This is a genomic window from Streptomyces xylophagus (genome assembly GCF_000716435.1).
Taxonomy (GTDB): Bacteria; Actinomycetota; Actinomycetes; order Streptomycetales; family Streptomycetaceae; genus Streptomyces; species Streptomyces xylophagus.
Map to the genome: position 1 here is coordinate 1 of NZ_JNWO01000033.1, position 21,616 is coordinate 21,616.

Consider the following 21,616-nt stretch of genomic DNA (forward strand, 5'->3'; position numbering starts at 1 on the left):
ACGGACGCTTCCTTTGTACTCACCCTCTCGGGCTTTCCTCCGGGCTTTTCCCTTCGGTCTTGCGTTTCCGACTCTATCAGACCGTTTCCGGTCCCGATTCCCTGTCGGTTGGGATTGTCAAACGCTTTGGGCTTTCGCCTGTCGGCCTTTCGACATTCACTACGTTAGCCGATTCCCTCGCCAGCTCATAATCGAGCTCCGCAAGTTCGAATTCAGGCATGCGGGCATGCTGAAAGCGCCCCTGCTGAGAGGGAGTCGTAGGTAGTGGGTTGGCCGCTTCCGGCTGCAGGCGAATGCCGTACCCGGGTCAAGCGGCTCGGGCTACATTACGCACCCCGCCACGGCGCGTCAACTTGACCGACGCCTAGGCGTATGGGCCCGATAAGGGCTCACCGTAGGGTCGTTGGTGATCCAGAACCGCCACGGGTGGACCGCGCCCTCGCCCGAGACCCCGGTACGCGGACCGTTGCTTACCTGATGGGAAGGCACGGGTGTACCGGCCAGCATCCTCAGGGGTGTCTCGCCCGTGGTGCACGCGTCCGTGCCGTCCAGGGAGCGGTCGACGTCCAGGGCGGTGGCCAGGCGGGCGGGGCCTTTGGCCAGTTCTTTGTCATTTCGGGCCGAGAGTCGACGTTTACGGGCCAGCTCGGCGCCCTCGACGATCTCGCCGGCACGGAGCAGGACTGCCCTCGCCGTGCCCTCGGGACCGCACACCAGGTTCATGCAGTGCCACATGCCGTAGGTGAAGTAGACGTACACGTACCCGGGCGGACCGAACATCACGCCGTTGCGGGCCGTCGGGCCGCGATACGCGTGGGAGGCCGGGTCGTTTCCGCCGTCGTAGGCCTCGACCTCTGTGATGCGCAGGACGATCGGACCGTCGGGGGTCGTACGGACGAGGATGCGGCCCAGGAGGTCGGGGGCGACCTCCAATACAGGGCGGTCGAAGAACTCTCTGGGGAGTGGCATACGGTCCGGGGGCGCGATCATGGCGTCCGAGCGTAGTCCAGACACGCTTGTGCCAAGGGGTGGTCAAGGTTCCGTCCGCTTGCCAGGGTGTGGCGCGGAACCGGTCGCGGTCGGATCGCGTTTGTAGGGATCAAGGGTCCATACGTAAAGGGAGAGTCATGGGGTTCAAGAAGCTGCTCGCGAGCCTGGGGGCCGGCGGGGCTTCGGTGGAGACGGTGCTGACCGAGGTCAACGTCGTTCCTGGTGGTGTCGTTCAGGGCGAGGTGCGGATCCAGGGCGGGTCCGTCAGCCAGGAGATCCAGGGGCTCTCGGTCGGACTGCAGGCCAAGGTCGAGATCGAGAGCGGCGACCAGGAGTACAAGCAGGACATCGAGTTCACGAAGGTGCGCCTCGGCGACGCCTTCGAGTTGCAGGCGGGTGCCGCGCACACGGTGCCGTTCGGGCTCGAGATCCCCTGGGAGACGCCGGTCACGATGATCGACGGTCAGGCGCTGCGCGGGATGCACATCGGGGTGAGCACCGAGCTGGCGATCGCTCGTGCCGTGGACTCCAGTGACCTCGATCCGGTCAACGTGCACCCGTTGCCGGCGCAGAAGGCGATCCTGGACGCCTTCATCCGGCTGGGCTTCCGCTTCAAGAACGCGGACATGGAGCGCGGTCACATCCGGGGGACGCGGCAGAAGCTGCCGTTCTACCAGGAGATCGAGTTCTTCCCGCCGTCGCAGTACCGCGGGCTCAACCAGGTCGAGTTGAGCTTCGTGGCCGACGAGAACGCGATGGACGTCATCCTGGAGATGGACAAGAAGCCGGGCCTGTTCAGCGAGGGCAGTGACACCTTCCGGTCCTTCCAGGTGGGCCAGCACGACTTCCACGGGACGGACTGGGCGGCGTACCTCAATCAGTGGATCTCCGAGGTCGGCAGCAAGCGCAACTGGTTCTAGGCTCGGGACGTACTGAAGATTCCGATCAGGAGGTACCGAGGTGTCCGAGCTGAAGCGGCGACCGCTCCCCCATGACTTCCATCCGCCTGTGCCGTCGTTCACGGTGACGAGCGAGGACGTCTCGCCGGGGGCGACGCTCAAGGACGCTCAGGTCTACGCGGCCGGCAACACCTCGCCGCAGCTGCGGTGGGAGGGCTTCCCGCCCGAGACCAAGAGTTTCGCCGTGACCTGCTACGACCCGGACGCCCCTACGGGGAGCGGGTTCTGGCACTGGACCGTGTTCGACATCCCGGTCTCGGTGACCGAGCTGCCGACGGGTGCGGGCAGCGGCAAGTTCGAGGGGCTGCCGGAGGGCGCCGTACAGGTGCGCAACGACTACGGGTCGAAGGACTTCGGCGGTGCCGCACCGCCGCCCGGGGACGGGTCGCACCGCTATGTGTTCACGGTGTACGCCGTGGACGCGGAGAAGCTCGGTCCGGACTCGGACGTTTCTCCGGCGGTCGTCGGTTTCAACCTGCGGTTCCACGCGCTGGCACGTGCCCAGCTGATCGGTGAGTACGAAGCGCCCACGGAAGACTGACGTTCATTGAACGTTTGCCCGCCTCTGGTCTTGGAATTGATCAGAGGCGGGCATTTTTTATTGCGTTGTCCATCTCGGCGTGCCCGGCCAGAGTTGATCCAAGCCCGCCACGCGGTTGGGCCGGTTGCCATGGGGAGGTGGGCTGGATGCGGGACACGCTGGTGCTGAACGCGAGCTTCGAGCCGCTGTCGACGGTGTCGTTGAATCGAGCCGTCGTGCTGGTGCTCCAGGACAAGGCTGTCGTCGAGCAGGCCCACCCCGAACTGCGTATGCGCGGAGCCGAGGTCGATATACCGGCCCCCCGGGTGATCCGGCTGTGCAGGTATGTCAGGGTGCCGTTCCGAAGACAAGCTCCGTGGTCGAGGCGGGGTGTGCTGGTCAGGGACCGGCACCGGTGCGCGTACTGCGGCAGGCGCGCGACCACGGTCGACCATGTGGTGCCCAGGGCTCAGGGCGGTCAGGACTCCTGGCTGAACACGGTGGCCTCGTGTGCGGAGGACAACCACCGCAAGGCGGCCCGGACTCCGGAGCAGGCGGGGATGCCGCTGCTGCGTCAGCCGTTCGAGCCGACGCCTGCGGACGCGATGCTGTTGGCGCTGGGGACCGAGGACTTCGACGCGCTGCCGGAGTGGCTGGTGCAGCCGGCGGCGTAGGGCACGTGAACAGAACTGGGGCCCACCTCCTGCGAGGTGGGCCCCAGTGTCGTAGCAAAGGCCTGTCAGTCGATGGACGGCTTCTCTCGGCGTTCCGAATTGCCGCCCGAGTTGCTGGAGTTGCCTCCGTCGTTGCCCGAACCGCCGCCGAACGGGCCGACGTTGCCCATCGCGCCGGAGAGGCCCTTGAGGGCGTCGCCGATCTCGCTGGGGACGATCCAGAGCTTGTTGGCGTCGCCTGCGGCGATCTTCGGGAGCATCTGGAGGTACTGGTAGGAGAGGAGCTTCTGGTCGGCGTCGCCCGCGTGGATCGCCTCGAAGACCGTGCGGACGGCCTGGGCCTCGCCCTCGGCGCGCAGGGCGGCTGCCTTGGCCTCACCTTCGGCGCGCAGGATCTGGGACTGCTTCTCACCTTCGGCGGTGAGGATCGCGGCCTGGCGCGTGCCCTCCGCGGTGAGGATCGCGGCGCGCTTGTCACGGTCGGCGCGCATCTGCTTCTCCATCGAGTCCTGGATGGAGGTGGGGGGCTCAATTGCCTTGAGTTCGACGCGGTTCACGCGGATGCCCCACTTGCCCGTCGCCTCGTCGAGGACTCCGCGCAGGGCCGCGTTGATCTCCTCGCGGGAGGTCAGGGTCCGCTCCAGGTCCATGCCGCCGATGATGTTGCGGAGCGTGGTGACCGTGAGCTGCTCGATCGCCTGGATGTAGCTGGCCACTTCGTAGGTCGCGGCCCGCGCGTCCGTCACCTGGTAGTAGATGACCGTGTCGATGTTGACGACCAGGTTGTCCTGGGTGATCACCGGCTGCGGCGGGAATGGTACGACCTGTTCGCGCAGGTCGATGCGGTTGCGGATCGTGTCGATGAACGGGACGACGATGTTGAGTCCCGCGTTGAGTGTCCGTGTGTAGCGGCCGAACCGCTCCACGATCGCGGCGCTTGCCTGTGGGATGACCTGGATCGTCCTGACCAAAGCGATGAAGACCAACACCACCAGGATGATCAAGACGATGATGACCGGTTCCATCGTGCTCCCCGTACCCTTCTCCGCCTCGGCGCTTTCGGAAGATCTTATGGTTGTTGAAGATCTTGCTGGTCGAGTCTGTCAGACCGTCGCGCAACTCGTGTGCTGTTCGGTTCAGTTGAGTCCTGCGAGGTCATCGGTCGATTCCCGCGAGGTCAGATGACGATCGCGGTGGCTCCCTCGATCTCCACGACGTCCACCTCCTGGCCCGGTTCGTAGGCCCGGTCGGTGTCGAGCGAACGGGCCGACCAGATCTCTCCGGCCAGCTTGATCCGGCCGCCGCCGGAGCCGTCGACACGCTCCAGGACGACGGCCTGCTTGCCCTTCAACGCGTCCACTCCTGTGGCGAGTTGGGGCCGCGTGGAACGGTGCCGGGCGGCGATGGGTCGTACGACCGCGATGAGGGCGACCGAGACGACGGCGAAGACGAGAACCTGGACGACGAGGTCCCCGCCGATCCCCGCGGTGGCCGCGGCGGCGACGGCGCCCACGGCGAGCATGCCGAACTCCGGCATCGCGGTCACCACGAGCGGGATTCCGAGTGCTGCCGCGCCGACGAGCCACCACACCCATGCGCCGATGTCGTTCACATGGTCATGGTAGGGCTGCGGGTCCCGTCGCGGACAGGGCGCATATGCCCGTACGACCCGTATTTTTCAGGGGAGTTCGGTCAGGACATGGGGAGACCGCGTGCGGTCCAGCGCTCGCCGACCTGCTCGACGATCAGCGGGAGGCCGAAGCAGAGGGAGAGGTTGCGCGCGGTGAGTTCGAGCTCCAGCGGGCCCGCGGCGAGCACCTTGCCCTGACGGATCATCAGGACGTGGGTGAAGCCGGGGGCGATCTCCTCGACATGGTGCGTGACCATGATCATGGAGGGGGCGATCGGGTCGCGGGCGAGGCGGCCGAGCCGGCGTACGAGGTCCTCGCGGCCGCCGAGGTCGAGGCCGGCGGCGGGCTCGTCGAGGAGGAGCAGCTCGGGGTCGGTCATCAGGGCGCGGGCGATGAGGGTGCGCTTGCGCTCGCCCTCGGAGAGGGTGCCGAACTTGCGGTCCAGGTAGTCGCTCATGCCGAGGCGGTCGAGGAAGGCGCGGGCACGCTGCTCGTCGATGTCCTCGTAGTCCTCGTTCCACCCGGCGGTCATGCCGTAGGCGGCGGTCAGGACGGTCTGCAGGACGGTCTGGCGCTTGGGGAGCTTCTCGGCCATGGCGATGCCGGCCACGCCGATGCGGGGGCGCAGTTCGAAGACGTCGACCTTGCCGAGGGTCTCGCCGAGGATGGTGGCTGTGCCGCTGCTGGGGAACAGGTAGCTGGACGCGACGTTCAGGAGCGTGGTCTTGCCGGCGCCGTTCGGGCCGAGGATGACCCAGCGCTCGCCCTCCTTGACCGACCAGGAGACCTGGTCCACCAGAGCCCGGCCCTCCCGGACCACGGTTACGTCCTCCAGCTCCAGAACATCGCTCATGAGCGCGCTGTCTCCCATTGCATCGTCGGCCTGTCTCGGCTGTCGCGTGCGCCGGTAGGCGCAGCCCTCGAAGAAATCTACGCCACCGGCCGGGCGCTCCATTCCATCGGTCCGGTCCTTAGGGTGGACGCCATGCTTTCGGAACCACGTTCAGGACGCCTCGCCGCCTGGGGAAATGCCCTGTTGGCCGGACTTGTCTCACCGGACGACGCCGTGCTCGCCATCGTGGGCGAGGACGCCGTGCACCGCGTGGAGGGACTGCCGGGCGAATCGGCGCCCGTCGGACTCACGCTCGCACTGGGACGGCTGCGCACCCTCGGGGTGACCGGGCTGCGCGTGGCGCTGCCCACACCGGGACACCCGCTGGGGCTCAGCGGCCCGCCCGACTTCAACACGCGAGCCTTGGACGCCGAGGAGGCGGTGATCTGCTACGGCGCCGCGCTCGGCCTCGTTCCCGAGGTGTACGAGGCCGGTCCCGCCGGTGATGTGCATGTCGAGGTCGTCTGGCACTGCCTGCCGGTGCGGGAGGCGCCGCCCGCCGACGTGCCCTCGCTCGGGGAGGCCGAGCGGGAGCTGGCGGAGGCGCTGCGGGATGCGACGGAGGTGTTGTCTCGGTTGGACCTGGCCGGGTCGGGGCCGGTCGCGGAGGCTGCGGTCGACGCGTATCGCGCGCGGGCTGAGCGGGGGCGGGAGGTTCTGGCCCCCGGGTATCCGCCGCGTGCTGTGCGGGTGCTGGAGCTGGCGCAGCGGGTGGGGTTGTTGGTGTCCCTCGCTTACGAGAGCGGGCACGGGGGTGCGGTGAGCGCGTCCGAGATGGCGGTGCGGGCGGCGGCGTTGCGGCCGGTGGAGCGGACGGCTCGGCGGGCGCAGGTCGCGGCGTACAACTCCGTTGTGGAGGAGCGGGAGAAGGGGGTGCGCTGAATGTTCCGTTGCGCTGATTGCCCTGTGTTGGTGTGGGCGTCTTCCGGGGGCTGCGCCCCCAGACCCCCGCTTCGGCCCTGAAGGGGCCTCGTCCTCAAACGCCGGACCGGCTGAGTGTTGCCGGCCTGAGTGGAAAAGGCACCGGACGGGCTGAGTTCGCTGGGCCGAGAAGCCCTACAGCAGAAGGGCCCCGGGAGTCGTCGTCGACTCTCAGGGCCCCTCCTTACCGCTGCGGGTGTCAGTCGTTGACGCCCTTGTTGCCGAACGCGGGGTTCAGCAGGCCGATGACGTTGACGCTGTCACCGACGACGTTGACGGGGACGTGGACCGGGACCTGGACGACGTTGCCCGAGCCGACACCCGGCGACTTCACGGCCGCGCCGTCGGCACCCGCGTCGGCGACAGCGGCACCGGCGGAGGCGCCAGCGGCGATACCGGCGACGGTGAGGGCCACGGCGGCCTTCTTGGCGATGTTCATGGGAAGCATTCCTCCTGCGATTGCGTGACCGACCCGGCCGCGGGTCGTGCGCTGATCAACGCGGGGAGTGCCGAAAACGGCACGGGAATGCGCGTTTGACTGCCCGTTCGGATCATTGGGGCGACAAGCCGACCGGATGACCAGGTGACGAGCAGACCGGCCTCCCAGGGAGCGCCCTGGGAGGCCGGAGGTCACTGCCGCGGGGCGACGTGCGTCAGCGGTTGACGCCGAGGTTGCCGAAGGCGGGGTTCAGGACGCCGATGACGTTCACGCTGTTGCCGACCGCGTTGACCGGGACGTGGACGGGGACCTGGACGACGTTGCCCGAGCCGACGCCGGGCGAACCGACGGCCTGGCCGTTCGCCAGGCCGTCGGCGGAGGCCAGCCCGGCACCGGCGGCGACCAGCCCGCCGGCCACCATCGTCACGGCCGCTGCCTTCTTCAGGTTCTTCACTTCTGAGTCCTCCTAGCGATCACCGCGGCAGGCGCCGCGGCACGCACTGGAGAACGGTGGAGATCCACGAAGGATGCGCCATCCGGGGGACATTCCCACGACGGTATGAATCTCAGCCCGGAACGGGACGTTCCGTGTTGCCGTCACGCCACCCCTGCGCAGCCTTTCACCTGGTCAGACCGTGGCGTACGGCGAACAGGGCGGCCTGGGTGCGGTCCGCCAGGTCGAGCTTCATGAGGATGTTCGAGACATGGGTCTTGACCGTCTTCTCGGAGAGCACCAGGGCGCGGGCTATCTCGCGGTTGGAGCGGCCGTCGGCGATCAGGCCGAGCACCTCGCGCTCCCGTTCCGTGAGCGAACCGCCTCTCCCCTGCCCCGAGTTGGACTCCTCCTGGGACAACAGGACACCGGCGACCTCGGGTTGGAGCAGGATGTGGCCAGCGTGGACGGACCGGATGGCGCCGGCGAGGGCGTCCGGGTCCACGTCCTTGTAGACGTAACCGGCGGCGCCCGCGCGCAGGGCCGGGATCACCGTGCGCTGTTCGGTGAAGCTGGTGACGATCAACACGCGCGCGGGGTGGTCGAGTTCGCGGAGCTTGCGCAGCGCCTCGATGCCGTCCATGCCCGGCATCTTGACGTCCATGAGGACGACGTCGGGCTTCAACTCCTCGGTGCGGGCGACTCCTTCGGCACCGTCGGCCGCCTCGCCGACGACCTCGATGTCGTCCTGCACCTCCAGGAAGGTGCGCAGGCCCCGGCGGACGACCTGGTGGTCGTCGACGATCAGCACCTTGATTGCGTCAGCCACCGGGGACCTCCATCTCGATCGTGGTGCCCTTGCCGGGCGCCGATTCCACGGTCAGCGTGCCGCCGACGCCGTTCGTCCGGTCCCGCATGGAGACCAGGCCGAGGTGACGTCCCGCGCGGCGGATCGACTGGGGTTCGAAGCCGCTGCCGTCGTCGGTGACCCGTAGGACCGCTCCGCAGCCGTGTCGCTCCAGGGTCACGGCGACGTGTGCCGCGCCGGAGTGGCGCAGTGCGTTGTGCAGGGCCTCCTGGGCGACGCGGAGCATGGCCTCTTCCTGGGCGGCGGGCAGGGCGCGGAAGCCTCGGCCGGTGAAGGTCACGCGTGCGGTGTGGGCGCGGTCGAGGACCTGGATCTGGGTGCGCAGGGTGGCGATCAGTCCGTCCTCGTCGAGGGCAGCGGGGCGCAACTCGACGACTGCGGCGCGCAGTTCGTCGGCGGCCTCGGCGGCGAGCGCGGCCACCTGCTGGAGTTCGCCCTTCGCGCGGGAGGGGTCGCGGTCCACGAGGGTGGCGGCGGCCTGCGCGGTGAGGCGGAGGGAGAACAGCTTCTGGGCCACCGCGTCGTGCAACTCGTGGGCCAGGCGGGAGCGTTCCTCCGCGATGGTCAGCTCGCGGCTGCGCTCGTACAGGCGGGCGTTGGTGAGGGCGATGGCGGCGTGCTGGGCGAGGATGGAGAGGAGTTCCTCGTCCTCCTCGGTGAAGCCGCAACCGCCGTCTGGCTTGGGGCAGTTCTTGTTCGCGAGGAACAGGGCGCCGATGACCTCGTCCTCGTCGCGGATCGGCAGGCCCAGGAAGTCGGACATGTCGGGGTGGGCCGCGGGCCAGCCCTCGAAGCGCGGGTCCTTGCGTACGTCCGCGAGACGTTCGGCCTTCGCCTCGTGCAGCATCGCGGCGAGGATGCCGTGTTGACGCGGGAGCGGTCCGATGGCCTTCCACTGGGCGTCGCTGACGCCGTCGACCACGAACTGGGCGAAGCCGCCGTGGTCGTCGGGAACGCCGAGGGCGGCGTACTGCGCGTCGAGCAGCTCGCGGGCCGAGGCGACGATCGTCTTGAGGACGTCGCGCACCTCGAGATGCCTGCTCATGGCCAGCAGCGCGGAACTCACCGCCGCGAGGCCGGACCGTGGACCTTGACTCATGTCCTCACGGTACCGGCGGGGTGTGACAGCGCGGATCGGGCCGGTGACGGCCGCTTCCTAGGCCGATGGGCCTAGGGCGAAGGGCCCCGGTGGACTGCGGCCGACGTCCGACGCGCGGCGGGCGGTCCCGTTCCTACGTTGGGGGCACGCCGATGGAGGCGTAGTGGACGAGGGGACGTGTGTCATGTCGGTAGCGATCATCACGGGGGCGTCCAAGGGGCTGGGGCGGGCACTGGCCGAGTCGCTGGCCGCGCGCGGGTGGGATCTGGTGCTCGATGCCAGGACCGAGGGGGTGCTGACGGAGGCGGCGGTATCCGTCGCCGCGTACGGCACGCGCGTGGAGGCGCTTCCCGGGGACGTCACGGACGCCGCGCACCGCGCGGAGCTGGTGGCCGCGGCGGGGAAGCTGGGCGGCGTCGACCTGGTCGTGAGCAACGCGAGCGCGCTGGGGGCCGAGCCGCTCGTACGCCTTGAGGAGCTGACCCTGGACGGGTTGCGGCGGGCGCTGGAGGTGAACGTGGTGGCCGCCCTGGGGCTGGTCCAGGAGGCGCTGCCGTTGCTGCGTGCCTCGCGGGCGGGTGCGGTGATCGCGGTCAGCTCGGACGCGGCGGCCGAGGCGTACGAGGCGTGGGGCGGGTACGGGGCGTCCAAGGCGGCCCTGGACCATCTCGCGGCCGTGCTCGGCGTGGAGGAGCCCGGGCTGCGGGTGTGGGCGGTCGACCCCGGGGACATGGGCACGGACCTGTACGCGGCGGCCGTACCGGACGACGACGATCCCCGGCCGTCGCCGGCCGGGGTGGTACCGGCCTTTCTGCGGCTGCTGGACGAGCGGCCCGCGAGCGGTCGCTACGGCGCGCCGGCCCTGCTGGAGGAGCGATGACAGTGGCCGTGCGCGTTCCGGACGAGCTCTCCGCGCGCGTGCCTGCCGAGCAGCGCGGGCCGGGGCTCGACCGGGACGCCGTACGACTGCTCGTGTCGCGGGGTACCGAGGTGTCTCATCACGAGTTCCGGGAGCTGCCGGTGCTGCTGCGGGCCGGGGATCTGCTGATCGTGAACACGTCGCCGACGCTGGCCGCGGCGGTGGACGGGTGGATCGGGCACGCGCGCGTGGTGGTGCATTTCTCGACGCGGGGCGATGACGGGCGGTGGGCTGTCGAGCTGCGGGAGCCGGACGGGACGGGCACCACACGCGCGCGTGCGGGAGGCCCGGAAGGGACGGTAGTGCGGCTGCCCGGGGGTGTGCGGCTGGCTCTGGAGGAGCCGGTGAGCGGGCGGAGCGAGCGGTTGTGGTGGGCGCGGGTGTCCGGGGCGGGGGTGGCGGGGCTGTTGCGGGAGTACGGGCGGCCCATTCGTTACTCCTATACGGAGCGGGATCAGCCGCTGTCCGTCTATCAGACGGTGTTCTCGTTGCCGTCCGAGGACGGGGCCGGAAGCGGCAGTGCGGAGATGCCCAGTGCTGCCCGGCCCTTCACCGCGCGGCTCGTGGCGGAGCTGGTGAGTCGGGGGGTGCAGTTCGCGCCGGTCACCCTGCACACCGGGGTGGCGTCCGCCGAGGTGCATGAGCCGCCGTACGCGGAGCGGTTCGCGGTGTCGGAGGTGTCGGCCCGGCTGATCAACGCGGCCAGGGCCGGGGACGGGCGGGTGATCGCGGTCGGGACCACTGCCGTGCGGGCCGTGGAGTCGGCCGCCGGTGCCGACGGGGTCGTACGCGCGCGTGCGGGGTGGACGGATCTCGTCGTCACGCCGGAGCGGGGCGTGCGGGTGGTGGACGGGCTGCTGACGGGGCTGCACGAGCCGGAGGCCTCGCATCTGCTGATGCTGGAGGCGGTCGCCGGGCGGGCCGCTGTCCACCGCAGTTACGAGGAGGCGCTGCGCGGGCTCTACCTGTGGCACGAGTTCGGGGACGTGCACCTCATCCTCCCGGAGGAGGACCCTCACACAGTGCGTTGCTCACGCAACTGCGGGTGAGGTTGTCGGGCGGTCGATGTGAGCCCGCACATAGGGCGCAGATCACGTACTAGGGGACATAGGAGAGAAAGGCGACCCGCTTGAGCGGGACAGACGGTCACGTCTGTCCCGTTTTGTCATTTAGTGCTCCACTACCCGGGATCGTACGTCACACCTTTGCCACAGGTTTTTGCGGCCGCTAAGAATTGCAGCCGTCGCTCAGCGCCGCGGATCCCGTCCGCGGCGTTTGTGCCGGAAGCACCCGCGTCCCCGCCGGACCGAAGAGCGACCTCCGCGCAATTCGAAGAGGTCCATCCGCCATGCCCAAGAACACGAACACTCCTGGTCATAGTCGCCTGACCAAGCTGACCAGGCAGCACAGGATCGCGCTCGCCGGTGTCGCCACGCTCGGCGCCGCCGCGCTCGCCTTCGCCGTGGTGCCCGGCGACGCGGGGACGACCACGAGCGACGCAGCGTCCTCGGCCCGCGTGGCGTACAGCTCGGAGCCGATCAAGGGCGTCAAGGCCAGCGTCACGGACCAGCTCGCCGGTGCCAGTGTGAAGACCGAGGCGATCCAGGCGAAGGCCGACGCGAAGGCGAAGGCGGCGAAGGCCAAGGCGGACGCCGCCGCGAAGAAGAAGGCCGCCGCCGAAGCCGCCGCCAAGAAGAAGGCGGAGGCCGCGCACAAGGCGAAGAAGGCCGCGAGCCGCTCCAGCCAGCGCGTCAAGCTCCAGCCCGTCGCCGCAGCGACCTACGCCAACAACCTCAACGGCTGGATCAACCACGCCCTGGCGATCATGAAGGACAAGGGCATCCCGGGCTCGTACAACGGCCTGTACAAGAACATCATGCGGGAGTCCTCGGGCAACCCGAGCGCCGTCAACGGCTGGGACGTCAACGCGGTCAACGGCACGCCGTCGATCGGTCTGTTGCAGGTCATCCAGCCGACGTTCAACGCGTACCACGTCTCCGGTACCTCGTCGAACATCTACGACCCGGTCGCCAACATCGTCGCCGCCGCCAACTACGCGGCCGACCGGTACGGCTCGATCGACAACGTCAACAGCGCGTACTGAGACGCGTACTGAGGCCTCCGGCGGACCTCTGGGTCTCGGTATCGACGTCGAAGGGCGGCACCCGTGTGAGGGGCGCCGCCCTTCGGCGTCTGCTTTTCCAACTATGTGAGTCGGGTTTCCGGACTCACTTGCGCATGACCTCGGGCTCGTGGCGGCGCAGGAAGCGGGCCACGAAGAAGCCGCAGATCACGCCGAGGACGATCAGGGCGGCCATGTCCATGCCCCAGGCGCCGACGGTGTGGTTCCACAGCGGGTCGTTGCTGTCGCCGGGCTTGGGCGGGCTGATCTTGTTGAAGTCCAGCGTGGCGCCCGCGGCGCCGACCGCCCAGCGGGACGGCATCAGGTACGAGAACTGGTTGACGCCGATCGCGCCGTTCAGGGTGAACAGGCAGCCGGTGAACACGACTTGGATGATCGCGAACATGACCAGAAGCGGCATGGTCTTCTCGGCCGTCTTCACCAGCGCGGAGATGATCAGGCCGAACATCATCGCGGTGAAGCCGAGGCCCATGATCGGGATGCAGAGTTCGAGCATGGTCTGGCTGCCCAGGACCAGGCCCTGCTTGGGGATCTCGCGGCTGGCGAAGCCGATGACACCGACCATCAGGCCCTGCAGCGCGGTGATCACACCGAGCACGAACACCTTGGACATCAGATACGCGGAGCGCGACAGGCCGGTCGCGCGCTCGCGTTCGTAGATGACCCGTTCCTTGATCAGCTCACGGACGGAGTTGGCCGCGCCGGCGAAGCAGGCGCCGACCGCGAGGATCAGCAGGACCGTGGTGGCCGTACCGTTCGGAATTCTCTGGCCGTTCGCCCTGGCCGGGTTGGGCAGCAGGCTGTTTCCCGAGTCGATGAGCAGGCTCACGGCGCCCAGGACGGCCGGCAGGATCACCATCAGGGCCAGGAAGCCCTTGTCGGAGGCGATCACCGCGACGTAGCGGCGCACCAGCGTCATGAACTGGGACATCCAGCCCTGCGGCTTCGGCGGCTTCATCGCCTGCATCGGAGGCATCTGTACGGACTGCGGAGCAATCGCGTCGATGTCGGCGGCGTACATCTGGTAGTGCTGCGAGCCCTTCCAGCGGCCCGCCCAGTCGTAGTCGCGGTAGTTCTCGAAGGCGGAGAAGACGTCGGCCCAGGTGTCGTAGCCGAAGAAGTTCAGTGCCTCCTCCGGCGGGCCGAAGTAGGCGACGCTGCCGCCCGGGGCCATCACCAACAGCTTGTCGCAGATCGCCAGTTCGGCCACGGAGTGGGTGACGACGAGGACCGTGCGGCCGTCGTCGGCGAGGCCGCGCAGCAGCTGCATGACATCGCGGTCCATGCCCGGGTCGAGGCCCGAGGTGGGCTCGTCCAGGAAGATCAGCGAGGGCTTGGTGAGGAGTTCCAGGGCCACCGAGACGCGCTTGCGCTGGCCGCCGGAGAGGGAGGTGATCTTCTTCTCTTTGTGGATGTCGAGCTTCAGCTCGCGCAGCACCTCGTCGATACGGGACTCGCGCTCGTCGCCGGTGGTGTCGGCGGGGAAGCGCAGCTTGGCCGCGTACTTGAGGGCCTTCTTGACGGTCAGTTCCTTGTGCAGGATGTCGTCCTGCGGGACCAGACCGATGCGCTGGCGCAGCTCGGCGAACTGCTTGTAGAGGTTCCGGTTGTCGTAGAGGACATCGCCCTGGTTGGCGGGCCGATAGCCGGTGAGCGCCTTGAGCAGGGTCGACTTGCCGGAGCCGGACGGGCCGATGACCGCGACCAGCGACTTCTCCGGGACGCCGAAGGAGACGTCCTTGAGGATCTGCTTGCCGCCGTCGACCGTGACCGTCAAGTGCCGGGCGGAGAAGGAGACTTCACCGGTGTCGACGAACTCTTCGAGCCGGTCCCCGACCAGGCGGAACGTGGAGTGGCCGACGCCGACGATGTCGTTCGGGCCGAGCAGCGCGGAGCCGCCCTTGGTGATCGGCTGGCCGTTGACGTACGTGCCGTTGTGCGAGCCCAGGTCACGGATCTCGAAGCGGCCGTCGAGCGTCGCGTGGAACTCGGCGTGGTGGCGCGAGACTTGGAGGTCGGAGACCACCAACTCGTTCTCCAGCGCACGGCCGATGCGCATCACGCGGTCCAGCGAGAACTGGTGGAACGTGGTCGGGCTGCGGTCGCCGTAGACCGGCGGCGCCCCCGCGCCGACACCGGGTCCCGACTGCTGCGGAATCTGCGCGGCGGCCGGCGGCTGGAAACGCTGCTGCTCAGGCGTCTGTTGCGGCGCCTGCTGCTGCGGTGCCTGCGCCCAGCCGGGGCCCGCCCCCTGCGCCGCGTACGGCTGTTGCTGCGGCTGGGCCTGCGGGCTCGCCACGGAGGCGGCGGCGCCGGACAGGCTCAGCTGCGGGCCGTCGGTCGCGTTGCCCAGGTGCACGGACGAGCCGGGGCCGATCTCCATCTGATGGATGCGCTGGCCCTGCACGAACGTGCCGTTGGTGCTGCCGTGGTCGTCGATCACCCAACTCCGGCCGCCCCAGCTGATCGTGGCGTGCCGCCAGGAGACCCTGGCGTCGTCGACCACGATGTCCCCCTGCGGATCACGTCCGAGGGTGTAGGACCTGGACGCGTCGAGCGTCCAGGTCCGTCCATTCAATTCCAGTACGAGTTCCGGCACTCCATGCCCCACTGAGTAGTCCCCCGAGTTACCCCCATCACAGGGAGTCTAGGGATGGCGAACATCGTCGGGAACTATTTCAGGCTGCACCCCCAGACCGAAAGTCGGGCCTTGTGGGAAGACCACGCCCGCACGCTTCCGCCGGTTCCGTTGACGGGGTTGAAACCGACCCGGAGAGTGGTAATCCACGCGAGGGGGGACACGCGTGGTGTCCGCACCGCGCCGCGGATCGGGGGGTCTGCCATGAACTCAGCGACGAGTGTCAGGACGGCGAACTACGACACGAGGGTGCCCTGGGGTGACGCCCTGCTGTCCGCGATCGCCGCGGTGAGCTGGGCGTTGATAGGCATGGCGGGCACGGCCGCACTCGGCCTGCACCTGCTGGGCGCCGACGCGACGGGCTCGCTCGGCCCGATGACCGCCGCGGTCGTGGCCCTCGGCGCGGGCGGTTCGGTCACGCCGACGGGCGACGTCTCCGCCTTCGGCCTGACCGGCGCACAGGCGACCACGGCGGTGACGATCACACCGTTGGGCGTGAGTCTGGTGGGAGCACTCCTGCTGTCGTATTTCTTCCTACGGTCCCTGCGGGCGGCCGGAGTTGTGATCGCCCCGGCCGAACTCCTCGCGCGCGTGGGCTCGGTGATCGCGCTCTTCGTGGCGATGCTCGGCGGGCTGGCCTGGGCCGGGCACGACGTCATCACGATCGACGGGAGCAAGCTGGGCCTCGACAAACTGACGGGCGGCGGCGGTAGCGGCGGCGGGGTGAACATCCCCGGTATCGGCGACATCGGTGACATCGGCGGCCTGTTGCCGGGCAAGATCAGTGACCTGGTCAAGGCGAAGGCCGCGGTCGGCTTCACGGTCGACACGGCGCCGACGTTGCTGGGCGGCCTGGGCTGGTCGGCCGGCATCCTGCTGATCGCCCTGCTGGCGTCCCGCCGTACGCCCCTCCCCCGCGGCTGGGAGGCCGTCCACCGTGTCGTACGGCCGGCCGCGTCCGCGCTCGTCGCGGTGCTGCTGGTCGCGGTCGCGGCGGGGCTCGCGGCGGCGGCGTACGCGGCGATCGGCGACGACCACCCCAAACGGATCGCGGGCGCCGCGCTGTTGGGCGCGCCCAACGGGGTCTGGCTCGGCATCCCGATCGGCCTCTTCGTCCCCTGGGACGGCAAGGCGACCGGCGAACTGGCGAAGCTGCTCCCCCACCCCCTCGACCAACTCCTGAGCGTGAAGTCCGACCAGCCGGTGACGCTCGGACGACTGGCCGAACTGGACGGCCGGGTATGGCTGTTGGGGGTCGCCGCGGCACTGATGATGCTGCTGGCGGGGGTGCTTACCGCGGTACGGACGCCGTTGGGGGCGGGGGCGAAGGGTGTCGATGGTCGCGGAAGTGCGGGCGCGGGGAATCCGGGGGCCCTCGGTTTTGCCGGGCGGTGCGCTTTACGGCTGGGGATCGTGACCGCGCTGACGCTGCCGTTGCTGACCTGGCTGACGGATGTGTCGGTGGACGCGTCGCTGTCGGTGCTGGGGTTCGACGCGTTCGGTGCCGGGATCGAGTTGCACGGGCATCTGGGCATGGCGCTGGTGCTCGGCGCGGTGTGGGGTGCGGGGGCGGGGGGCGTCGGGGCGCTGCTCGCGTATGCGACCGGGGCGGCCGGACGACACGCGGCGCGGTTGGCACTGGGTGACTTGGGGGCTACGGGTCCGGGGGCGGGGCTCGATGCCGGGGTACCGGGGCAGCCGTCATATCCGGAACACGCGCAGCCTGTCGGGAGCGCGGGACACACGGGGCAGCCGGAAACCACCGGGCACTCGGGTCCCTACGTCCCGAGCACGCCGTACCGCGCACCGAACCCCTCGACCAACCCGTATCTCCAATTGCCCGATGAGCTACGGCAACCGGAGGACAGCAGGCCGCCGGGTGGTGGTGCAGGGCCGGGCGGTGGGGGTCGGCCCCGTGGACCAGAAGCAGGGCGGCCACCGGATGCGGGCTCGGCCCGGGAGGGCGCGTGGACGCCCGACGCGCGGTCACCGCAGGGCGGCGGCCGGCCGCCTTCCGGAGGCCCACCGTCCTCCGGTGCTTCTCAACCGCCGGGAAGCGCGGGGCAGTTCGGGGCGGGTCCGGCGCCCGGGGCCGTAGGGCCGGGCGGAGTCCCGCCGGACGACGGCACGCGGCCCTACGGCGACCCGCAGACGCCCGGTACCCCTTCCCCGCCCGTGGACATGTACGGCGCTCCGACCATGGCCCAGTCCTACGAGCCGCCGTCCCGGTCGCCTCGCCGTCGGCCCGGGGCGGGTTCGCGGGACCGGCCGGGGGACGACTCGGACGAGGGGCAGCAGCCTCCTCCGCCCCCGCCACCACCACCGCTCCCTCCGGGGAGGCCCAAGGGCCGCCGGTGATCACCGTGGCGGGCGTCGGTCGGTGCCGGGTGCCCACCCGTCCGGCCGTATCCCGGCGCCCGGCGCCGTGCCGGTCCCTTCTTGCCCACTACCCGGCCAAGTCCTGATCGGCGCCGCACCCCACCCCGATCACCCCAGCCCGCTCATGACCGCTCACCAGCCCCTTCGTGATCGCCCCGTAAGATTCGCGCCACCGACCCGACACCCACTGTTCCGTGTCCGCTAGGCGGACCTCTGCGGCATAAGGCACTCCGTGCCGGATACGGTGGGTACACCATGAGCGCTTCGCAGACCTCTGACGTCCCCACTCTCCTCGTCAAGATCTTCGGCAAGGACAGGCCGGGCATCACGGCCGGACTCTTCGACACCCTCGCCGCCTACTCCGTCGACGTGGTCGACATCGAGCAGGTCGTCACGCGTGGCCGGATGGTGCTGTGCGCGCTGGTGACGCCGCCGCCCGCCGGGCTCGAAGGGGATCTGCGGGCCACCGTGCACAGCTGGGCCGAGTCGATGAAGATGCAGGCGGAGATCATCTCCGGCCTCGGCGACAACCGGCCGCGTGGCCTCGGCCGTTCACTCGTGACCGTGCTCGGCCACCCCCTCACCGCGGAGTCCACCGCCGCGATCGCCGCCCGTATCACCCGGGTCGGCGGCAACATCGACCGTATCTTCCGGCTCGCCAAGTACCCCGTGACAGCGGTCGAGTTCGCGGTGTCCGGCGTGGAGACCGAGCCCCTGCGCACCGCCCTCGTCACCCACGCGGCGACGTTCGGTGTCGACATCGCCGTCGTGGCGGCGGGGCTGCACCGGCGTGCCCAGCGTCTCGTCGTCATGGACGTCGACTCCACGCTCATCCAGGACGAGGTCATCGAGCTGTTCGCCGCGCACGCCGGCTGCGAGGCCGAGGTCGCCGAGGTGACGGCCGCCGCGATGCGCGGGGAGCTGGACTTCGAGCAGTCGCTGCACGCGCGCGTGGAGTTGCTGGCGGGGCTGGACGCGTCGGTCGTCGACAAGGTGCGCAGCGAGGTGCGGCTGACGCCCGGTGCCCGCACCCTGATCCGGACCCTCAAGCGGCTCGGCTATCAAGTCGGCGTCGTGTCGGGCGGGTTCACCCAGGTCACCGATGACCTCAAGGACCGGCTCGGGCTCGACTTCGCCCAGGCCAACACGCTGGAGATCGTCGACGGCAGGCTGACCGGCAAGGTCACCGGCGAGATCGTCGACCGCGCGGGCAAGGCACGGCTGCTGCGCCGCTTCGCCGCCGAGGCGGGCGTACCGCTCGCGCAGACCGTGGCGATCGGCGACGGCGCCAACGACCTGGACATGCTCAACGCGGCCGGTCTCGGCGTCGCCTTCAACGCGAAGCCCGTCGTACGGGAGGCCGCGCACACGGCGGTGAACGTACCGTTCCTCGACACCGTGCTGTATCTGCTGGGCGTCACCCGCGAAGAGGTCGAGGCGGCGGACACGCACGACGAGGACTGATCCCGGACCGGGACGAGGACCGACCTCGGGCTTTCACGCCCTTCAAGACCTTCAGGGGCCCGGCACCGCATGGTGCCGGGCCCCTTGTCGCGCGGGTCTGCGGGACTGCGAATACAGGTCTACAGATCTACGGGTCTACTCGGACGGCGCCCAGTAGTCGGCCAGTGTCGCCACGCCCGGCTCCAGTGCCTTCCAGGAACCGTTGAAGGTCAGGACGGCAAAGGCGGCGGTCGGGAAGCCGCGGCGGGTCAGCCACTCGCGGGCCTCGCTGGTGCCGGGGCCGGAGAGGACCTCGGTCAGGCCCTGCACTCCCGGGTTGTGCCCGATGAGGATCAGGTTCTGCGTGTCGTCGGGCGTCTCGTTCAGCACGGCGATCAGCTCGCCGGGAGAGGCCTCGTAGAGCCGCTCCTCGTAGACGGTTTTCGGCCGGTGCGCGAGCTCGTGGACGGCGAGCTTCCAGGTCTCCCGGGTACGGACCGCGGTGGAGCAGAGGGCCAGATCGAAGGGGATGCCGGTGTCGGCCAGTCTGCTTCCGGCGGTGGCCGCGTCCAGGCGGCCGCGCTCGGCGAGCGGTCGCTCGTGATCGGTCACCTGGGGCCAGTCGGCTTTCGCATGCCGGAAGAGGACAATCCTGCGGGGTTCTGCGACGCTCATGGGATCCAGCTTCGCATGAAACAGGCCACCGGGCGCAGGGAGTTGACGGGCGGCTCCGCCGGTGCTCAGCGGCCTATGAGCTGCTGTACGCGCTCGAAGAGGTGGGTGATCATCGGGTCCGAGGCCGCCGCTTGCGCGTCCGTCGGGTTGAGCATCATCACGAGCAGCACGATGAAGGCGAGCGCCGGCAGGGCGAGGGCCCACCACGGCAGCCTGATGTCGACGCCGCCCGTGGTCGCCGGGTGGGGCCGGGTGTGCGTAGGGGCCGACATGGATGCCTCCGCTGGTCTCCGAGTGGTCCGCGATCCGCTTCTCGCGGTCACACTTCGAAGTTACGGAACGCGCGGCCCCCAACCCATCCGGAGATCCACCCACTTGACCCTGAGCCTCACCCCCTAGGGGATGGTGGGGACAACCCCACCATCGGCCTACGAGGGCGCGTTCACAGGGACGGGACCGTCACGGGGAGGCGATCGTCGCGATGATGGCGATGACGATGAAGATGGCGAAGAACGAGCCGAAGACGATGAGCATCTTCCGCTGGCCGTTCTGGGGGTTCGGGTCGAGCACTGGCATACGGCAAGTCTCGCACCCGCCGTCCGTGCCGCATCCGCCGGGTCTGGGTCAGCGCGCCGCCTCGTCCTCCACGGTGCGGTTGCGTCCCGCGAGGACGCCCACGGCCATCTGCGGGATCATCAGGCCGGCCATGAGCGCGATCGGCAGTCCCCAGCCGCCGCTGTGCTGGTAGAGCACACCGACCAGGAGCGGCCCCGGGATGGAGATCAGGTAGCCGGTGCTCTGCGCGAAGGCCGACAGCTGGGCGACTCCCGCGCCGGTCCTGGCCCGCATGCCGACCATCGTCAGGGCCAGCGGGAAGGCGCAGTTGGAGACGCCGAGCAGCACGGCCCAGGCCCAGGCTCCGCCGGCCGGGGCGAGGTACAGGCCCGCGTATCCGGCGAGTCCGCAGACGCCGAGCGCGATCACGATCGGGCCCTGTCGGGGCAGCCGCGTGGCCACGCGCGGGATGACGAAGGCCAGCGGCACTCCCATCACCATGGTGACGGCCAGCAGCAGTCCGGCAGTGCCCGCGGAGACTCCCGCGTCCCGGAAGATCTGCGCCATCCAGCCCATCGTGATGTACGCGGCGGTGGCCTGGAGCCCGAAGAACACGGCGAGCGCCCAGGCGGTACGGCTGCGGGTGATCCGCAGCCGGGGCTGCGCGTGCTCGGCCTCCCGCGCGCGGGTCGCCACCGTCGAAGTCCCGGGCGCGGACCTCCCGTCGACACCCTCCCGCGCGCGGGAGTGCTGCTCCGAGGGCGCCTCCCGGTGTCGTACGAGAGCGATCCACGGGAGTACGGCCGCTGCGGCCAGCGCCGCCCACACGGCCAGGCCGGAGCGCCAACTGCCGCCCAGGGCCTCGGTCATGGGCACGGTGACAGCCGCCGCGGAGGCGGTGCCGAGGGCGAGGGCCATCGAGTACAGGCCGGTCATGGAGCCGACCCGGTCCGGGAACCAGCGCTTGACGATCACCGGCATCAGGACGTTGCTGACGGCGATGCCCATGAGCGCGAGTGCGCTGCCGACCAGGAAGCCCGCCGTACCGCCTATGTAGGGCCGTATGAGCAGGCCCGCGGTGATGAGGACCATGCCGGCGCAGACGACCGCGGCCGGGCCGAAGCGGCGGGCCAGGCGTGGGGCCATGACGCCGAAGAGGGCGAAGCACAGCGGGGGCACCGAGGTGAGCAGTCCGGCGACGCTGCCGCTCATGCCGAGCCCGTCGCGGACCTCTTCGAGGAGGGCGCCGAGGCTGGTGATGGCGGGGCGGAGGTTCAGCGCGGCGAGCACGATGCCGACGACGAGCAGACGTGTCGTCCACGCGCGCGTGGGCCCTCCTCCGGTCGGCGCCGGAGTGTCGCTCGCGGCGGAGCTGCTGACGTTCGTCGTGGACTTCAGTGTCCGGGTTTCCTCGCTTGCCATGCCGCCCATCATAGAA

21 protein-coding genes and 1 pseudogene are annotated in these 21,616 nt (G+C 69.7%); 9 read left to right on the forward strand and 13 right to left on the reverse strand.

All coding sequences use genetic code 11. The features are described from left to right. Positions 1–348: 348 nt before the first annotated feature. Positions 349–990, reverse strand: coding sequence for a DNA-3-methyladenine glycosylase (locus OO70_RS43865; RefSeq protein ID WP_043685027.1), 642 nt, complete (start codon positions 988–990; stop codon positions 349–351). A gap of 137 nt (positions 991–1,127) precedes the next feature. Between OO70_RS43865 and OO70_RS43870 the strand changes: the two genes are divergently transcribed. The 3 genes from OO70_RS43870 (at position 1,128) to OO70_RS43880 (ending at position 3,143) form a co-directional block, all read left to right on the forward strand. After that, positions 1,128–1,910 carry a sporulation protein gene (locus OO70_RS43870; protein WP_043685030.1) on the forward strand — a complete coding sequence of 261 codons (783 nt, stop codon included), beginning with the start codon at positions 1,128–1,130 and terminating at the stop codon, positions 1,908–1,910. A 40-nt stretch (positions 1,911–1,950) separates the two neighbouring features. After that, positions 1,951–2,490, forward strand: coding sequence for a YbhB/YbcL family Raf kinase inhibitor-like protein (locus tag OO70_RS43875; RefSeq protein WP_043685032.1), 540 nt, complete (start codon positions 1,951–1,953; stop codon positions 2,488–2,490). A 146-nt stretch (positions 2,491–2,636) separates the two neighbouring features. Further along, positions 2,637–3,143, forward strand: coding sequence for an HNH endonuclease (locus OO70_RS43880; protein ID WP_043685035.1), 507 nt, complete (start codon positions 2,637–2,639; stop codon positions 3,141–3,143). Positions 3,144–3,208: 65 nt separating this feature from the next. Here OO70_RS43880 and OO70_RS43885 read toward each other — a convergent pair whose 3' ends face one another. The 3 genes and pseudogenes from OO70_RS43885 to OO70_RS43895 form a co-directional block, all read right to left on the reverse strand. Next, a complete protein-coding gene (locus tag OO70_RS43885; protein WP_043685039.1) occupies positions 3,209–4,168 on the reverse strand; it encodes an SPFH domain-containing protein in 960 nt (319 codons plus the stop codon). 152 nt (positions 4,169–4,320) lie between these two features. Further along, complete coding sequence (locus OO70_RS43890; RefSeq protein ID WP_043685042.1) at positions 4,321–4,755, reverse strand: NfeD family protein; 435 nt, start codon at positions 4,753–4,755, stop codon at positions 4,321–4,323. Between the two features lie 347 nt (positions 4,756–5,102). Further along, positions 5,103–5,729, reverse strand: a pseudogene (locus OO70_RS43895) (ABC transporter ATP-binding protein); the annotation flags it as partial. A gap of 30 nt (positions 5,730–5,759) precedes the next feature. On the opposite strand from OO70_RS43895, the gene OO70_RS43900 reads away from it, so the two are divergent. Beyond that, entirely contained in the window at positions 5,760–6,548 is a 789-nt protein-coding gene (locus tag OO70_RS43900) for a hypothetical protein (RefSeq protein ID WP_078651801.1), read from the forward strand. A 238-nt stretch (positions 6,549–6,786) separates the two neighbouring features. Here the strand turns inward: OO70_RS43900 and OO70_RS43905 are convergent, their stop codons facing one another. From OO70_RS43905 to OO70_RS43920, 4 genes are all read right to left on the reverse strand, one after another. After that, positions 6,787–7,026: a chaplin family protein gene (locus tag OO70_RS43905; protein ID WP_043685050.1), complete on the reverse strand. Its 240-nt coding sequence runs from the start codon at positions 7,024–7,026 to the stop codon at positions 6,787–6,789. A 214-nt stretch (positions 7,027–7,240) separates the two neighbouring features. Further along, on the reverse strand, positions 7,241–7,480 hold the full coding sequence (locus OO70_RS43910; RefSeq protein ID WP_043685053.1) for a chaplin: 240 nt from the start codon (positions 7,478–7,480) through the stop codon (positions 7,241–7,243). A gap of 166 nt (positions 7,481–7,646) precedes the next feature. Further along, positions 7,647–8,288, reverse strand: coding sequence for a response regulator (locus tag OO70_RS43915; protein ID WP_019060701.1), 642 nt, complete (start codon positions 8,286–8,288; stop codon positions 7,647–7,649). Further along, positions 8,281–9,426 carry a GAF domain-containing sensor histidine kinase gene (locus tag OO70_RS43920; protein ID WP_043685056.1) on the reverse strand — a complete coding sequence of 382 codons (1,146 nt, stop codon included), beginning with the start codon at positions 9,424–9,426 and terminating at the stop codon, positions 8,281–8,283. Before OO70_RS43920 ends, OO70_RS43915 begins: the two co-directional genes overlap by 8 nt. Positions 9,427–9,610: 184 nt before the next feature. Between OO70_RS43920 and OO70_RS43925 the strand changes: the two genes are divergently transcribed. The 3 genes from OO70_RS43925 to OO70_RS43935 all read left to right on the forward strand — a co-directional run bounded on the left by OO70_RS43925 (position 9,611) and on the right by OO70_RS43935 (position 12,449). Then, a complete protein-coding gene (locus OO70_RS43925; RefSeq protein WP_043685223.1) occupies positions 9,611–10,306 on the forward strand; it encodes an SDR family NAD(P)-dependent oxidoreductase in 696 nt (231 codons plus the stop codon). Then, on the forward strand, positions 10,303–11,394 hold the full coding sequence (locus OO70_RS43930; RefSeq protein WP_043685059.1) for an S-adenosylmethionine:tRNA ribosyltransferase-isomerase: 1,092 nt from the start codon (positions 10,303–10,305) through the stop codon (positions 11,392–11,394). The genes OO70_RS43925 and OO70_RS43930 overlap by 4 nt, the downstream gene beginning before the upstream one ends. A 299-nt stretch (positions 11,395–11,693) precedes the next feature. Continuing rightward, positions 11,694–12,449 carry a transglycosylase SLT domain-containing protein gene (locus OO70_RS43935; RefSeq protein WP_043685061.1) on the forward strand — a complete coding sequence of 252 codons (756 nt, stop codon included), beginning with the start codon at positions 11,694–11,696 and terminating at the stop codon, positions 12,447–12,449. 124 nt (positions 12,450–12,573) lie between these two features. On the opposite strand, the gene OO70_RS43940 is transcribed toward OO70_RS43935, so the two are convergent. Then, positions 12,574–15,087, reverse strand: coding sequence for an ABC transporter ATP-binding protein/permease (locus OO70_RS43940; RefSeq protein WP_043685064.1), 2,514 nt, complete (start codon positions 15,085–15,087; stop codon positions 12,574–12,576). A 243-nt stretch (positions 15,088–15,330) separates the two neighbouring features. On the opposite strand from OO70_RS43940, the gene OO70_RS43945 reads away from it, so the two are divergent. Together OO70_RS43945 and serB are read left to right on the forward strand one after the other, a co-directional pair. Next, positions 15,331–17,484 carry a streptophobe family protein gene (locus tag OO70_RS43945; protein ID WP_043685067.1) on the forward strand — a complete coding sequence of 718 codons (2,154 nt, stop codon included), beginning with the start codon at positions 15,331–15,333 and terminating at the stop codon, positions 17,482–17,484. Positions 17,485–17,760: 276 nt separating this feature from the next. After that, positions 17,761–18,969, forward strand: a complete 1,209-nt coding sequence (gene serB, locus OO70_RS43950) for a phosphoserine phosphatase SerB (protein WP_043685070.1) — start codon at positions 17,761–17,763, stop codon at positions 18,967–18,969. Between the two features lie 135 nt (positions 18,970–19,104). Here the strand turns inward: serB and OO70_RS43955 are convergent, their stop codons facing one another. The 4 genes from OO70_RS43955 to OO70_RS43965 all read right to left on the reverse strand — a co-directional run bounded on the left by OO70_RS43955 (position 19,105) and on the right by OO70_RS43965 (position 21,612). Then, on the reverse strand, positions 19,105–19,623 hold the full coding sequence (locus tag OO70_RS43955) for a SixA phosphatase family protein (protein WP_043685072.1): 519 nt from the start codon (positions 19,621–19,623) through the stop codon (positions 19,105–19,107). A 65-nt stretch (positions 19,624–19,688) separates the two neighbouring features. Beyond that, positions 19,689–19,895 (reverse strand): hypothetical protein, encoded by a 207-nt coding sequence (locus OO70_RS43960; protein WP_043685075.1) that lies wholly within the window; start codon positions 19,893–19,895, stop codon positions 19,689–19,691. Positions 19,896–20,082: 187 nt separating this feature from the next. Further along, the gene (locus OO70_RS56725; protein WP_019060691.1) at positions 20,083–20,199 is read right to left on the reverse strand and encodes an SGM_5486 family transporter-associated protein; all 117 of its coding nucleotides are present in this window, start codon (positions 20,197–20,199) and stop codon (positions 20,083–20,085) included. 48 nt (positions 20,200–20,247) lie between these two features. Next, positions 20,248–21,612: a CynX/NimT family MFS transporter gene (locus OO70_RS43965; RefSeq protein ID WP_043685077.1), complete on the reverse strand. Its 1,365-nt coding sequence runs from the start codon at positions 21,610–21,612 to the stop codon at positions 20,248–20,250. Positions 21,613–21,616: the final 4 nt, after the last annotated feature.